This window comes from Rhizobium sp. NZLR8, from assembly GCF_019685025.1.
Taxonomy (GTDB): domain Bacteria; phylum Pseudomonadota; class Alphaproteobacteria; order Rhizobiales; family Rhizobiaceae; genus Rhizobium.
Genome location: NZ_JABDVY010000006.1, coordinates 309,509 through 322,851 on the forward strand (window position 1 = coordinate 309,509; position 13,343 = coordinate 322,851).

Annotated in this window: 18 protein-coding genes; 7 read left to right on the top strand and 11 right to left on the bottom strand. The window is 59.6% G+C overall.

The features are described 5' to 3' along the window. Positions 1 to 215: 215 nt before the first annotated feature. The 5 genes from HJB89_RS16515 to HJB89_RS16535 form a co-directional block, all read right to left on the bottom strand. A complete protein-coding gene (locus HJB89_RS16515) occupies positions 216 to 494 on the bottom strand; it encodes a hypothetical protein (RefSeq protein ID WP_207584379.1) in 279 nt (92 codons plus the stop codon). A 143-nt stretch (positions 495 to 637) separates the two neighbouring features. Beyond that, entirely contained in the window at positions 638 to 1,129 is a 492-nt protein-coding gene (locus HJB89_RS16520) for a hypothetical protein (RefSeq protein ID WP_207584380.1), read from the bottom strand. A gap of 99 nt (positions 1,130 to 1,228) precedes the next feature. After that, positions 1,229 to 1,672, bottom strand: coding sequence for a DoxX family protein (locus HJB89_RS16525; RefSeq protein ID WP_207581866.1), 444 nt, complete (start codon positions 1,670 to 1,672; stop codon positions 1,229 to 1,231). Between the two features lie 62 nt (positions 1,673 to 1,734). Continuing rightward, positions 1,735 to 2,199 (bottom strand): tetratricopeptide repeat protein, encoded by a 465-nt coding sequence (locus HJB89_RS16530; RefSeq protein WP_221116592.1) that lies wholly within the window; start codon positions 2,197 to 2,199, stop codon positions 1,735 to 1,737. Positions 2,200 to 2,219: 20 nt separating this feature from the next. Next, positions 2,220 to 3,194, bottom strand: a complete 975-nt coding sequence (locus tag HJB89_RS16535; protein ID WP_207581868.1) for an MBL fold metallo-hydrolase — start codon at positions 3,192 to 3,194, stop codon at positions 2,220 to 2,222. Between HJB89_RS16535 and HJB89_RS16540 the strand changes: the two genes are divergently transcribed. The 3 genes from HJB89_RS16540 to HJB89_RS16550 all read left to right on the top strand — a co-directional run bounded on the left by HJB89_RS16540 (position 3,184) and on the right by HJB89_RS16550 (position 5,042). Next, positions 3,184 to 3,402 (top strand): hypothetical protein, encoded by a 219-nt coding sequence (locus HJB89_RS16540; RefSeq protein WP_221150213.1) that lies wholly within the window; start codon positions 3,184 to 3,186, stop codon positions 3,400 to 3,402. The two genes, HJB89_RS16535 and HJB89_RS16540, sit on opposite strands and share 11 nt — an antisense overlap. A 90-nt stretch (positions 3,403 to 3,492) precedes the next feature. Continuing rightward, positions 3,493 to 4,245 (top strand): sigma-70 family RNA polymerase sigma factor, encoded by a 753-nt coding sequence (locus tag HJB89_RS16545; protein ID WP_221116590.1) that lies wholly within the window; start codon positions 3,493 to 3,495, stop codon positions 4,243 to 4,245. Beyond that, on the top strand, positions 4,242 to 5,042 hold the full coding sequence (locus HJB89_RS16550; RefSeq protein ID WP_221150214.1) for an anti-sigma factor: 801 nt from the start codon (positions 4,242 to 4,244) through the stop codon (positions 5,040 to 5,042). The genes HJB89_RS16545 and HJB89_RS16550 overlap by 4 nt, the downstream gene beginning before the upstream one ends. Here the strand turns inward: HJB89_RS16550 and HJB89_RS16555 are convergent. Continuing rightward, positions 5,039 to 5,707, bottom strand: a complete 669-nt coding sequence (locus tag HJB89_RS16555) for a DUF1345 domain-containing protein (RefSeq protein WP_207581871.1) — start codon at positions 5,705 to 5,707, stop codon at positions 5,039 to 5,041. The genes HJB89_RS16550 and HJB89_RS16555 overlap by 4 nt on opposite strands. Before the next feature lie 93 nt (positions 5,708 to 5,800). Next, positions 5,801 to 6,766 carry a transaldolase gene (tal, locus tag HJB89_RS16560; protein ID WP_221150215.1) on the bottom strand — a complete coding sequence of 322 codons (966 nt, stop codon included), beginning with the start codon at positions 6,764 to 6,766 and terminating at the stop codon, positions 5,801 to 5,803. Positions 6,767 to 7,172: 406 nt separating this feature from the next. On the opposite strand from tal, the gene HJB89_RS16565 reads away from it, so the two are divergent. Beyond that, positions 7,173 to 8,198, top strand: a complete 1,026-nt coding sequence (locus tag HJB89_RS16565; protein WP_221150216.1) for a sugar-binding transcriptional regulator — start codon at positions 7,173 to 7,175, stop codon at positions 8,196 to 8,198. 37 nt (positions 8,199 to 8,235) lie between these two features. Here the strand turns inward: HJB89_RS16565 and HJB89_RS16570 are convergent, their stop codons facing one another. Both HJB89_RS16570 and HJB89_RS16575 read right to left on the bottom strand, forming a co-directional pair. Next, entirely contained in the window at positions 8,236 to 9,108 is an 873-nt protein-coding gene (locus tag HJB89_RS16570) for a bifunctional helix-turn-helix domain-containing protein/methylated-DNA--[protein]-cysteine S-methyltransferase (RefSeq protein ID WP_207581874.1), read from the bottom strand. Between the two features lie 79 nt (positions 9,109 to 9,187). After that, positions 9,188 to 9,685: a DUF2244 domain-containing protein gene (locus HJB89_RS16575; protein ID WP_207584381.1), complete on the bottom strand. Its 498-nt coding sequence runs from the start codon at positions 9,683 to 9,685 to the stop codon at positions 9,188 to 9,190. Between the two features lie 22 nt (positions 9,686 to 9,707). Here HJB89_RS16575 and nth point away from each other — a divergent pair, with 22 nt between their 5' ends. After that, positions 9,708 to 10,487, top strand: a complete 780-nt coding sequence (gene nth / locus HJB89_RS16580) for an endonuclease III (RefSeq protein WP_207581875.1) — start codon at positions 9,708 to 9,710, stop codon at positions 10,485 to 10,487. Here the strand turns inward: nth and HJB89_RS16585 are convergent. After that, entirely contained in the window at positions 10,452 to 11,030 is a 579-nt protein-coding gene (locus HJB89_RS16585; protein WP_221150217.1) for a TetR/AcrR family transcriptional regulator, read from the bottom strand. The genes nth and HJB89_RS16585 overlap by 36 nt on opposite strands. 82 nt (positions 11,031 to 11,112) lie before the next feature. On the opposite strand from HJB89_RS16585, the gene HJB89_RS16590 reads away from it, so the two are divergent. Continuing rightward, positions 11,113 to 11,538 (top strand): VOC family protein, encoded by a 426-nt coding sequence (locus HJB89_RS16590; protein ID WP_207581877.1) that lies wholly within the window; start codon positions 11,113 to 11,115, stop codon positions 11,536 to 11,538. A gap of 2 nt (positions 11,539 to 11,540) precedes the next feature. Here HJB89_RS16590 and HJB89_RS16595 read toward each other — a convergent pair whose 3' ends face one another. Beyond that, complete coding sequence (locus HJB89_RS16595) at positions 11,541 to 12,254, bottom strand: sulfate transporter family protein (RefSeq protein ID WP_207581878.1); 714 nt, start codon at positions 12,252 to 12,254, stop codon at positions 11,541 to 11,543. A 233-nt stretch (positions 12,255 to 12,487) separates the two neighbouring features. Here HJB89_RS16595 and HJB89_RS16600 point away from each other — a divergent pair, with 233 nt between their 5' ends. Beyond that, entirely contained in the window at positions 12,488 to 13,342 is an 855-nt protein-coding gene (locus HJB89_RS16600) for a MurR/RpiR family transcriptional regulator (RefSeq protein WP_207581879.1), read from the top strand. Position 13,343 lies beyond the last annotated feature (1 nt).

A 13,343-nucleotide genomic window follows, 5' to 3' on the forward strand; every position in this document is an offset into this window, starting at 1 on the left:
GTGGCTAGAGCATGGTGCCGAAAAGTGTCAGCGGTTTTCGGATGACATCATCCTCTAACTATTAATTTAGAACAGGAGATCTCCGAGCAATCGGATACCACACGATATCGGTTGCTGTGCCGACGCGGGATCCACCTCAGGGTATCAACTGTCGTGCACTGATGTGTTCGATAATGTTGAGATATGTTGCGGGGATCTCCGACATGGATCCTGCGTCAAAACTGGCTTCCGGAACCGCCGCTGATTTCCACCTTGTCACCTTGAATTGCGCAATCGATGATGACAGTTGCGATGAAACACATCCGAACGACCAGCAGGCAAAAGAACACCAAAGACATGATGGCCGTCGTATAGTGTTTCAACGCCGAGCGCTTCGGCAGCCTTGCGGTGAATTTATGAAGGGCGTCTCTGACGAGACGGCCGATCGCCACGAGCAGGAACAACGCCGTGATGATATATCCGCTTACCGAAGCTGCTCCTAACAACTGAAACATGAGAAGACACCCGCACCAAGTGAAAAGCTCCGGTTTCGGAACTACGCCTTCAAGCCGACGAGACCAGGCAGAAAGATGCCTATCGGACCCGCCCGGAGCGCGACGCAGCGTCCGGTCCGTCGGCGGTGGGAATTTGCCCACGTCTAATCAGCCCGCTCTGCATTTGACGTGGCGCGGCGACTTAAAAGAAGAGATGTGGCGGCACGCCAGCGAGATGCCTTGACCGTGCTTGCAATCGACGTCCCGTTTGCAGCCGGGGCTTTTTGGACGGCAGAAATCGTGCTTGTTCTTGACTCCGTGAGCGCGGCGATCCTTCTCAAGAATGCGTCGCTGTCGAATTCTTTCGCGGATTGAACGGACTGTGCTGCCGACTGGACAGCATGGAAAAACACCTCCAGATTGATGACTGGTATCGGCTTGATGTTCCGGACCATATCGATATCCGACCGCATTGTTACTGCCAGAAAATATTGGTCCGAACGCAAGGCGTCAAAGAGCTCCGGCACCGAGGATACAGCCGCCGCGGCATATCCGTTCTCATTCAATTTCGAGACGATATCGCAGGCTGCGCCTTTTCCGAGAAAGACGAGAATTGGCTTTTGCTGATCGCGTTGCGCGGAAGACATCATTGGCACACTCCTGACTGTCGCCATAAGTGTAGCCCGCATCGGCGCTTCGGGTTGTTCGGTTTTATTCGGTTTTATTGCGCCGGGGGACGGCTCGCGAAGCTTCGATTACAGCACCGCCCGGAGCCAGGGATGCAGTCTGTTTGTTCGCTTTCGCAGCAGATTGTCGATCGATATCGATCCCGCGCCTGAAGCCGCCAGGACGAACATGCCGCCGGCAATCGCCAGGTCCTTCTCGAAATGCAGCAGCTCGTTCTGGCTCGCAAAATTCGTGTGGAAGAGAAAGGCGGTCGCCAGGCAGAAGAGCGCCAATGCAAGTGCGCCAAGTCGGCTGAGGAAACCTGCAGCAATAGAAAGGCCGGCGCCGATCTGAAGGACGATCACCGCAAGCGCAACCGGCGCCGACAGGCCGAGCGTTGCGAAAGTGTCGATGGTCGCGGCGATATTGGTCGCGAGAGACAACCCTTCATGCAGGAAGATCAGCGACAGCAGCAGCCTGCCCAGGAGAAGAACGAGATCGGCCAGTTGCAGCCGGCTTGGGGCGTTTTCCATCATATCCTCCGGTTTGAGAAGAGCAGACGGTTCCGCCGCCTGCTCTTACATTCATATACTCGTCAATTCCCTCCCTTGGCCGCAATTGCCTTTTGCAGCTCTTCGAGTTCCTCGCAGCCGCTCGGGCAAAGTTGCTTCAGTGATGACACCTGCTCCTCGGCCTTCGCCGTCTCGCCTGTTTCAACATAGAGTTCGCCGAGATATTCACGCGCTGCCTTGTGGTCGGGCTGAAGCTCCAGCGCCTTGGTGTAGTAGGTCAGCGACGTTCTGTAGTCGCCCGTCTTGCGCAGCGTATATCCCATCAGATTATAGACATCTGCCTGCTGGTTGTCCTCGGCAAGGCCGCGAAGCTCCGCCAGGGCGCCGGCATAGTCTTTGACATCGATCTTGGCGCGCACCGACGTCAAGTCGGGAGCGTCCGTCGATTGCATGTTGTCGACGGCAAAGGCGGGAAGCGCCGTCACCGCCGAAAAGCCGGCGGATATGGCACAAAGCCAGATGAATCCGAGAATTGCATATTTCATCATGGTGATCTCCTTCCGGCCTTTCAGGCCTGGATTGTCGGTGTGAAGCCAAAAGCGCTTCCGTCCTTGACGAAGGTGCCCGAGCCGGGGAAAGGGAAGTGCGAGCCGCAAATGGCGATATTGTCGGCAATGATGCGGTCGATGAGACGGCGGCGCGTGTCGACGGCCATCGGCCCGTCTTGATCGTAGCTGCCTTGCCATTCGGGATGCGGCGCGAGCAGGGCCGGCACATACATGATATCGGCCGAGACGAGCAGTTGCTTGCTGCCTGAAGTAACGAGGTAGGTCGAATGGCCGGGCGTGTGGCCGAAAGCTGCGAGAAGCCGCACTCCCGGTGCAACCTCGGCCCCATCGTCCACCAGTTTCCAGTTCTTCCATTTCGGGAAAACCTCGGCGATACGCTTGCCGGCCGGCCTGCGGCCTTCCGCAAGCTTCTCGACCCGGCCGGGTTCCGTCCACCAGTTGTATTCGACGGCGTTGACGATGAGTTCGGCGTTCGGGAAGACAGGATCGTTCGTTCCCTTTTCCATCAGTCCCCAGACATGGTCCGGATGGAAATGCGAGATCAAGATCGTATCGATCGTCTTGTAGTCGATGCCGGCGGCCGCCATGTTCGCCGGCAGGTGGGTGGCATTTGCCTGCCATTGACCGACGCCCGAGCCGGCGTCCATCATGATCAGACGGTTGCCGAGCTTCAGGACGACCACCGTCAACGGGATCGGCATGAATTCGGTCGTGAGCCCGGCCTTGGAAAGCGCCTCCTTGGTGTCCTCGATCGAAGCGTTCTTGATGAAGGTCGGGTCATGCGGTTTTTTCCAGATACCGTCATAGATCGCCGTGACCTCGACATCCCCGACCTTGTATTTATAGAAGCCGACCATCGGCTCCAGCGGCGTCGCGGCGAGCGCCGGCATGACGAATTCGAGCTTTGACGACAGACCGAATGCGGCCGCCGCGGCAGCCGATCCCAGGACGGCGCGACGTGACATGGTAAACATGGATATGCCTCCTCTTGTTGATGGCATTTCTGGTGGCGAAGACTGGAACTGTTCAGATGTCCTCACTGCCGAACTAGATCGCTGGCACGGCCCGCTTATTCCCAATCTGGGGAGTTATTTCTTCAAGCTGTTGAAAATGTTTTTCGATTTCTATCGCGTGCGATTAACGGCCCGCTGCATGCAAAAAACTGGCGTCGACGTGGAATAAAACCATGTGCCGATCGGTCTAGACGGCAAGGACCGCATTGCATGCCTGTGGGTCTCACGCCTAAATTCGGCCGCTGTTGAGGCAGGGAGAATGATGACAAACGCTCAGATCACCTATCCCGTCGGATCGAACGACTGGTTGCTGCTGGGCCGGCAAGCGTCGAAGACCCGCATTCGACCATCACCGCTGACGGCGCTTCTGGGCGGCGCGGTGCGGCTATTCCACTTCATGGTCTCGGAAAAATCGAGCAGCGATCGAGTCGCTTCGACAGCCGATGCGACGGCGCAGCATGAATTCATGCAGCGCTTTCAGGACATGATCGTTCCGCATCTTGACGCGGCTTATAATTTTGCCCGCTTCCTCAGCCGCGATGCAGATGCCGCACAGGATATTGTCCAGGAAGCCTTCCTGCGTGCCTATCGCAATTTCGAAACCTATCGTGGCGGCGATCCGCGCGCCTGGCTCTTTGCCATTGTCAGGAACTGCTGCCATGTTTGGCGCCAGCAGGATCGCCGCAAAGCGCGGTTCGAGCAGCCTTTGGGCAATGACGGCTACGCTGACCCCGATGAAGGTGGCGAATACCAGATCGCCTCGGAGGAGGATTCGCCGGAAACGGCGACGATCCGGCGAAGCGAACAGCAACGTGTACGCGCGGTTATCAGTCGGCTTCCGGAGGCGATGCGGGAAATCCTTGTCTTGCGCGAGCTTGAAGATCTTTCCTACCGGCAGATCGCCGAGATCATCGATGCGCCGATCGGCACGGTCATGTCGCGGCTTGCCAGGGCGCGGCGTGAATTTGGCGAAGCCTGGGATGCATGCAGCAAAAACGAGACGGCAGGATGAGTGAAGCCCAACAGAGAGGTTGCCCGGAATGGCGCATCATGCTGCACGGCTTCGTCGACGGCGAGCTCGATTCCGTCCATGCAGCGCAATTCGAGGATCATCTTGGCACCTGCGCGAATTGCAGGGCGGAGATGGAAGGGGTCCGTGCCGTGAGAGAGATCATCGATCAGGATGGCGTCAAGTGGCGGCCGCCGGAGGCACTGCGTTCGCAAGTCCTGTCAATGCTGTCGTTTGAACAGGCAGCGGCGACGTCCAGCCTGCCCCCGCCACGCCAGGCGCCGGTCTGGCGCCACGCCTTGGATTTCGTCCGACAATGGAGCTTCGTGCCTTCGCTCGCAGTACTGGCGGCAGGCGCTTTCCTGTTCATCAATGCACCGTCGCAGACCTTGCTTTTGCAGGACCAGATCATGGCAAGCCATGTCAGGTCGATGATGGCCGATCATCTGACCGACGTGCTGACCTCGGATCAGCACACGGTAAAGCCCTGGTTCAACGGCAAGATCGATTTTTCGCCACCGGTCAGCGATCTCTCCAAGGATGGCTTTCCGCTGACCGGCGGGCGTGTCGACTATATCGGAGATCGCGCCGTCGCGGCCCTCGTCTACCGGCGCCACGGCCATGTCATCAACCTGTTCATCTGGCCGGCGGCATCGGCCGCACAGACGACGACGGTGCATGACGGCTACAATATGACGCAATGGTCGGATGGAGGGCTGGTGTTCTGGGCGGTTTCGGATGTCGCCGCAGGCGACCTGGCCGAGTTCGAGACCTTTTTCAGGGCGGCGGCGAAGGGTTAAAGCAGACTCGCCCCGACATTGATCGCCAGCGCCAGGATCGTCGTGTTGAACAGGAACGACAGCACGGCATGCAGCAGCGTCAGCTTGCGCATGCTGGTCGAACTGACCGCGACATCCGCCGTCTGCGCGGCAACGCCGATCGTGAAGGAGAAGTAGAGGAAATCCCAATAGCCAGGCTCTTCGATCCCGTCAGGAAACTTGAGGCCACCCTCCTCGTCCGCCCCACCATAGAAATAATGGGCATAATGGATGGTGAAGAGGGTGTGCAGAAAGATCCAGGAGATCAGGATCGTCAGCACCGCGGCCCCTGCCCGGGCCAGCGCGACGTCAGGTGTTGCTTCCTTGATCGAATGAAGCTCGAGGCCGATACCGGCGACGCTGGCAAGCGCCGCACCGATCGAAAGAGCCAGCAATACGGTGTCGGAGAAATCGAGATCCTCGGAGCGTTTCCGGATGCTTTCAACCGTTGCCCGCAGCATCTTGCGCCAGCTGAGCGCGACAAAAACGCCGGCGCTGACATTCCAGCCGAACAAGATGTTGCCGGCGCTGACTTCGCGCGAGGTCACAGCCAAGAAGACCACCAGTCCGGCCAGGATGGCGATGATGAAGCTCGCATGCTTGTAGGCAAATGCCGCCAGCGAACTTGCCCGGTTCTCACCCGCCATATCGGTCTCCAACTGCATATGCCTTTGATAACAGCATGAAAAAAGGCGCGCCTGCCAGCAACAGCCGCGCCTTCGATTGCATGCCGGACCTTATCAGGCGGCGGCGAGCTGCAGTTCCTTCTGCACCATGGTGCGCAACGTTCCCAGATCCTTGGCGAAGGCGCGAATGCCTTCGGCGAGTTTTTCCGTCGCCATTGCGTCTTCGTTCATCATCCAGCGGAAGGTCTTCTCGTCGACAGAGACCTTCGGATCCGGCTTGCGGCTCTCCGGCGAGAGCTTACGCTCCAGCTTGCCGTCATCCTTGGCGAGCTCGTCGAGCAGGTTCGGGCTGATGGTCAGGCGGTCGCAGCCGGCAAGGGCTTCGATTTCGCCGGCGCTGCGGAAGGAGGCGCCCATGACGATCGTCTTGATGTCGTTCACCTTGTAGTAGTTGTAGATTTCACGGACGGAGATGACGCCCGGATCTTCCTCGGCAGTGTAGTCCTTGCCGGTCGACTTCTTGTACCAGTCGAGGATGCGGCCGACGAAGGGCGAGATCAGGAACACCTTGGCATCGGCGCAGGCGATCGCCTGGGCCTTGCTGAACAGAAGCGTCAGATTGCAGTCGATGCCTTCCTTCTGCAGCACTTCGGCGGCGCGGATGCCTTCCCAGGTGGAGGCGAGCTTGATGAGGATGCGGTCCTGACCGATACCGCGATCCTTGTAGGCGGCGATGATCGCGCGCGCCTTGGCAAGCGAAGCCTCGGTATCGAAGGAAAGATCGGCGTCGACTTCGGTCGACACGCGGCCTGGGACGAGCTTCACCAGGGCGGTGCCGACCGAGATGGCGAGGCGATCGGCGACGGCGGAAGAAACGGCTTCAGGATTGCCGCCCTGCTTCTTGCCCCAGGCGACGGCTTCCTTGATGGCGTCGGCAAACATCGGCGTGCCGAGGGCTTTGAGCACGATGCTCGGGTTCGTCGTGCAATCGACAGGCTTCAGGCGGGCGACGGCTTCGATATCGCCGGTGTCAGCGACGACGGTGGTAATCTCGCGGAGTTGGTCAAGCTTGGATGTCATGGTCAATAATCCTTGTTGAACTTGGGCTGCGACCGGCACGAGTTCCGCCGGGCAAAGGTGGTCTATCGACAGGTTATTTGCATGCTGCAGGCGAAAATGCGCGCATCCGTCACGGATGATTCATAAACGTGAAGGACAGTAGCCGTGTTCCCGAACGCAAGCGACACCGCCTGCGGCTGGAAGGCCGATCGTGACTTTCGGCATGCCCGCACTATGTCCTCCTCGGACGGACAGGAACGACTTGTATCATCCGGACTATCGCCATTCGCCTGACGAAAAGTCAAGGACATTTGTGCATTTCAATTGACATAAGTGTCACACCCGTCATTATCCCCCGCAACAAACGCGTCATCGCAACCTCTCGCCTCCATGAGGGGTCTAAGGCCAGGAATTGTGCGGAGGAGATGTGGTCAAGCTTAAACGCGGCACGCACACGGCCTTTTCGGAAGCATCCTCGCTGCGGCTGAGGGCGGCATGGCTCTATTACAACGAGGGCTTGACCCAGAAGGACGTCGCCGAACAACTCGGCATCAGCCGCACCACCGTGATCCGCCTGCTCGATGAGGCGATGAAGCGCAGCGAAGTCCAGATCTGGATCAACGATTCGATCGGCGACTGCGTCGAGCTATCGGTGAGACTGGAGCGCGCCTATGGCCTCGACGAGGCGATCGTCGTACCAGCACCGGTCAACTGCGACGTCGATGCGCTGGCGAAAAATGTCGGCCTGGCGCTTGGCCAGTTCCTCTCCGAAGCCATTCCCGACGACTATACCATCGGCGTCGGCTGGGGCCGCACCATGACCGCCTCCCTGTCGAGCTTCCGGCCGCCACGCCGCGCCAATTGCAAAATCGTCTCGCTTCTGGGCGGCATCGTCGCCGTACACCAGACGAACCCGATCGATTATACCTGGCGGCTGGCAAACCAGCTCGGCGCCGAATGTTACATGTTCCTGGCACCGCTTCTCGTCGATTCCATCGAGACCAAGCGCAATCTGATCGAAAAATGCGGGTTGGATACGATTTACCGTCTCGCCGAAAACCTCGATCTGGCGATTGTCAGCTGCGGCGATATCGGTCCGCATTCGACCTCGCTGTCGGAAGGCTGGATCTCGAAGGCCGAGCTGCAGGAGTTGATCGACGCCGGCTGCGTCTGCGACACCATGTTCAATTTCCTCGACGAGAACGGCAAGTCTGTCGACCACTCGATCAATCGCCGCGTCATGTCCGTCGATCTCGACACGCTGAAGGAGGCCAAGCATATCGTGCTCTCCTCCGGCGGTGCCCACCGGGCCGTCGCCATCCGCGCCACGATCAAACGCATCGGCTGCAACACACTGATCACCGATGAAAGTGCCGCACGGGCACTGCTGGAATTGGCTGAGACATCACCGCCTGTCTCTTCTCCCCAGCAGGGAGACGTGCCGGAGCGTTAGCAAGGCGATGAGGGGGCGAGCGAGGGTCGGAACGCTATCAGGCGTGCGCCGATTCCCAGCCGAGCATCGCCCGCTTGCGGGTGAGGCCCCAATGGTAACCCGTCAGCGCGCCGTTCTTGCCGACCGCCCGATGGCATGGCACCACAAAGGAGATCGGGTTCGCCCCGACCGCGGCCCCCACGGCGCGCTGCGCCGTCGGGCGGCCGATATCATTGGCGATATCGGAATAGGTGACGGCCTTGCCGAACGGGATTTTCATAAGGCTCTGCCAGACACTCACTTGGAAATCCGTGCCGATCAGCACGACCCGCAGCGGCTGTTCCAAGGACCATTTGCCCGGCTCGAAGATGCGGGCGGCATAGGGAACCGTCGCCTGCAGGTCCTCGACATAACAGGCGTTCGGCCAGCGGCAGGTCATATCGTCGAGGCAGGCCTTCTCGTCGCCGGAATCGCTGAAGGCAAGGCCGGCGAGGCCGCGGTCGGTCACCATGATCAGTGCGATGCCGAAGGGGCAGATGTGGAAGCCGTAGCGGATGGTGAGACCGCCGCCCTTCGCCTTCCATTCGCCGGGTGACATCGCCTCATGCGTGACGAACAGATCGTGCAGGCGGCTCGGCCCGGAGAGGCCGACCTCGATCGAGGTCTCGAGCAGCGGCATGTCTTCCTTGCGCAGCAGCCGCTTGGCGTGGTCGAGCGTCACTGCCTGCAGAAAACCCTTGGGCGACAGGCCGGCCCAGCGGGTGAAGGTCTTCTGCAACTGCGTCGGCGACTGGTTGAGCCGGGCCGCGATCGCCTCCAGCGAAGGCTGGTCGCGGTAATCCTCGGTGATGAGTTCGATCACCCGACGGACAATGTCGTAATCAGGGCCGTCAGGCGTCATGTCTGTCTGCAGGTTCGCAATCATGTTCATCGTCTTTCTCCTTGTCACAAGGAGATAATCAATAGGGTGTTGGCAAACCACCCGTTTCTTGCGCATGCACCAAGTAAGCTCAGATACGCTGCTTGACCGTGGCGAGTGCGCCCTTGAAGGCTTTGGCGAAGCTTTCACGATCGTCGGGATTGAGGAAGGAGCCGATATCCGTGCGCCGGCCCTCGCCGAAGATCTGCATGGAAAGGATGCCGATCTCCTGGTGCCGGCGAACGAGGAAGCGCGCCCAGAACGGATTGAAGTGATGTTCAACCATCCGTCCCGACGCTGTGAACTTGCGCACCGATACGTCCGTGCGCGACACCGTCACCTGTTCGCGCGCTTTGCCGGAGCGGTAATTCAGCCAGAAGGCACCGTAGAGAAGCACGAAATCCAGTCCGAAAAAGAAGCCGATCGGCCAAGCGCCGGTCGCGATGAAGAACATGCCATAGAGGAGGCAGACGGAACCGGATAGGATAAGCAGCACCCTGAAGCCCCGGCGGCCGAGCGACCGGTGGGGGAAAAGCTCGGCGGCGAAAACAGGCTGCTCGTTGAAGCTGTCGGCGTTGCTTTCCATCATAGCCGTTGAGTATAGATTCTCCATGGCAAATCCGAAACTCAAATCCGTTACCAGACCATCGCAAAACTCGAATGTGATCGCCCGCCGCAAACCGGCGGCGGTGAAGACGGCCTATTCCCTGGCCGAGCGCGAGGAGATCTTCCGCCGTTTCTCGGTGCAGCGGCCGGAACCGAGGGGCGAGCTCGAGCACACCAACCCCTTCACTCTGGTCGTTGCGGTCGCGCTTTCAGCGCAAGCGACCGATGTCGGCGTCAATAAGGCGACGCGGGCACTCTTCCAGATTGCCGATACGCCGGAAAAGATGCTCGATCTCGGCGAGGAGCGGCTGCGAGATCATATCAGAACGATCGGCCTCTACCGCAACAAGGCGAAAAACGTCATCGCGCTTTCGCAGATGCTGGTCGACCAATTCGGCGGCAAGGTGCCGGAGACGCGCGACGAGTTGGTGCGATTGCCGGGCGTCGGCCGCAAGACCGCCAACGTCGTGCTGTCCATGGCCTTCGGTCAGGCGACGATGGCCGTCGATACGCATATCTTCCGCATTGCCAATCGCATCCGCCTTGCCCCCGGCAAGACACCGGACGAGGTCGAGGCGCGGCTGATGAAGGTGATCCCGAAACATTCCCTCTATCACGCCCATCACTGGCTGATCCTGCACGGTCGCTACACCTGCAAGGCACGCCGCCCCGAATGCGAACGCTGCGTCATCGCCGATCTCTGCAAATCGCCGGAGAAAAGTTGGGATGTGCCAGCGCCGCTCGTCGAGCTACCGCCCCAGGTGATCGGCGAGGCCATCGAGTAAAGCTGCAATCGCCTGCTCGTAATCCCGCCTCTCCCCACCCGCTTCGATCGCGATCGCCGCGCGGTCGAAACTTGCCGACAGCAGCGACGTCAGCGGGTCGAGCAGGGTTCCTGCCGCAGGTATAAGCGCTGCGAGTCCCCCACGCAAAGTCGCCTCCGTATTCTCGGCATCCAGTGCCGCAATCGCCGGCAAGCCGAGAACCGCAGGCGCTTCCATCAGCAGCAGCCGTGTTCGGCCGGGTTGCGTCATTGCGGTGAAATAGGCCGAAGCGCCGGCAATCAGCGCATCGCGCGGCCCGTCCTCAGGCGCTGAAGACGCCTCGATTGTCTTGGTCACCTCTTGCATTTCGCACGCAATCACCGCGCGGAAGAGCGCCTTCTTGTCCTCGAAATGATGGTAAAGCGCCCCACGCGTCAACCCTGCCGCGGTGACGATTTCCGGTGTCGCCGTTTCGGCATATCCTTTCTCGACAAAGATGCGCCGTCCGGCGTCGATCAGCGCCTGCCTTGTCTGTTCCGTTCTCTCGCGATTGCTCCGGCTCATGTGGGCTATTTACATACAAACTGCATGTATGTTAATAGCCAAAAACATACAACCTGTATGTAAAATGGAAAAGGAGCGAGACGTGAAATCGACCAGCTACTACCCGGTCATCATGACCGGCGACGTCACAGGCACCGCCAGCTTCTATTGCTCGCATTTCGGCTTCAACGCGCTGTTCGAAAGCGATTGGTACGTTCACCTGCAATCGGCTGAGGACGTGCAGATAGCGCTCGCCATCCTTGACGGCAGCCATGAGACTATCCCGGCCATGGCCCGCGGCAGGGTCTCCGGCCTGCTGCTCAATTTCGAGGTCGAGGATGTCGATCGTGTTTACGAAACCTGCCGGAGCGCCGGCCTGCCAATTCTCCGCGAGATCCGCGATGAGAATTTCGGCCAGCGGCATTTCATCACCGCCGATCCGAACGGCGTGCTGATCGATATCATCACGCCGATTCCACCGAGCGCCGAATTCGCGGCGCTGTACGCCGCCGCCGCCCTGCCCGGTTGATCTCAGGCCCGCGAACCGATGTCACGCGCGGAAATCAGCTTGTGCAGATGCACCATCATGCCGGCGGCAAAAAGTGGCGTCAGAAGATTGACGAACGGGATCGCCAGAAACAGGGCGATCACCAGCCCACCAAGAAAGACGGTGGAGGCGTGTTTGGCGCGAAGGAGCCGCGCCTCCTCAGGCGAACGGAAGCGCATGGCAGCGAATTCGAAAAATTCTCGTCCGAGCAGATAGCCGTTCACCAGAAAGAACGCGATCAGATTGACGCCGGGAATGACCAGCAGCAGCAACGCCACGATATTGCCGAGGATCACCACGCCGAGGAACTTGATCGAGCTTGCCATCGCCGGGCCGAGCGGCATGGCGGTGCCCGGCATGTCCTTGGGATAATCGCGTTTTTCGATGACATCGGCGACATCGTCGAGAAACAAGCCGGCGATCAGCGCCGTCACCGGCGAAAGCAATAACGCCAGCATCAGTGCAAGGCCGACACCGGCAAGAATTGCGAAAACCAAAGCGAGCCACCCCGCCCAATCCGGCACATCGGGAAAGAAGCCGGTGAGCCAGGGAAAGAGAAAAGCCATGAAGGCCCCACGCAGCGCGAACCAGAGACCGACCAGGACGAGAATCGTCAGGCCGAGCACTTTCCAGAAGACCGAACGTGTTTCCGGCGCGAACAAATTGGTGAGCGAGAGTCGAGCGGCGGCAAGAATCATATCTCAGGCGTCTCCGGTTGCGCCGAAGATGTAGGAAAGATGGAGGCTACCGACAAGAGAGAATAAATTGCATGCGGTAATAGAAAACTTGTCGAAAATTAAATGCTAATATAGTATTGTCACGTATCCAATATGCACGGGCCTAAGAAGCAGCTTCCGAAATAGTTGCAAAGACAAGGGGTCGCAACAGCGCATCCACGGAACGCCTCTAAGGAAAAACGGGGGAGGCTGATGTGGAAGACTTTGTGCAAAAACTCAGGCAATACGCAAAAACCGGCACACCGGCCGAACGTCGCATTGCGAAATATTTCACCGAACACCTGAACGACCTGCCGTTCGAGACAGCTGCATCGGTCGCCGATCGCCTGGATCTCTCGCCGATGACCGTCGGGCGCTTCCTGCGCTCGCTCGGCTATCAGGGATTGGACAGCGTCAAAGTGGAGATTCGCGAGACCGTGACGACATCGCCGGCGCAATTGCAAAGCGCCATGAGCGAGCTGCATCAGGACGCTGGGGAGGGCAAACCGCTCGCCGTGCTGGTTGCCGAACAGATCCAGGCGCTCCATCATATCTATCATCTGACGGCGCAGCCACACTGGTCCGAAGCCGTCAGCTTGATCAGCACTGCCCGCGAAGTGTCGATCGTCACGCATGCCCGGCTTGCAAGCCTCGCCCATCATTTCTGCCAGCGGCTGACGCAAGCCCGCGACGGCGTGCGCACGCTCGACGGCGCCGACAACCGTTTTGCCGAGCTTTTCGCCCGGCTGGCCGTTGATGACGCGCTACTGGTCATCATCGATTGTCGCCGCTTCGCCAAGGCGCGGCTGCTTGCCCGAACCGCTCGGCGCTACGGCTATAAGGTCGTGCTCATTTCACCGCAGCAAGCGGACTGGATGGCGGACCAGTCGAATGTCATGCTGCCCTTACCGCCCGCGCGCGCCCCCGATCTCGACAATCTTCCGCCGCTGATCGCGCTGCTCGATTGCCTGTCGGAATCCGTCATCCTCGAAGTCGGAGAAGAGGCCGCTCTCCGCCGCCGCCGCATGTTGGAATTCGCGACCGTCCTCGGCGAGACGGCGAATCACTGAG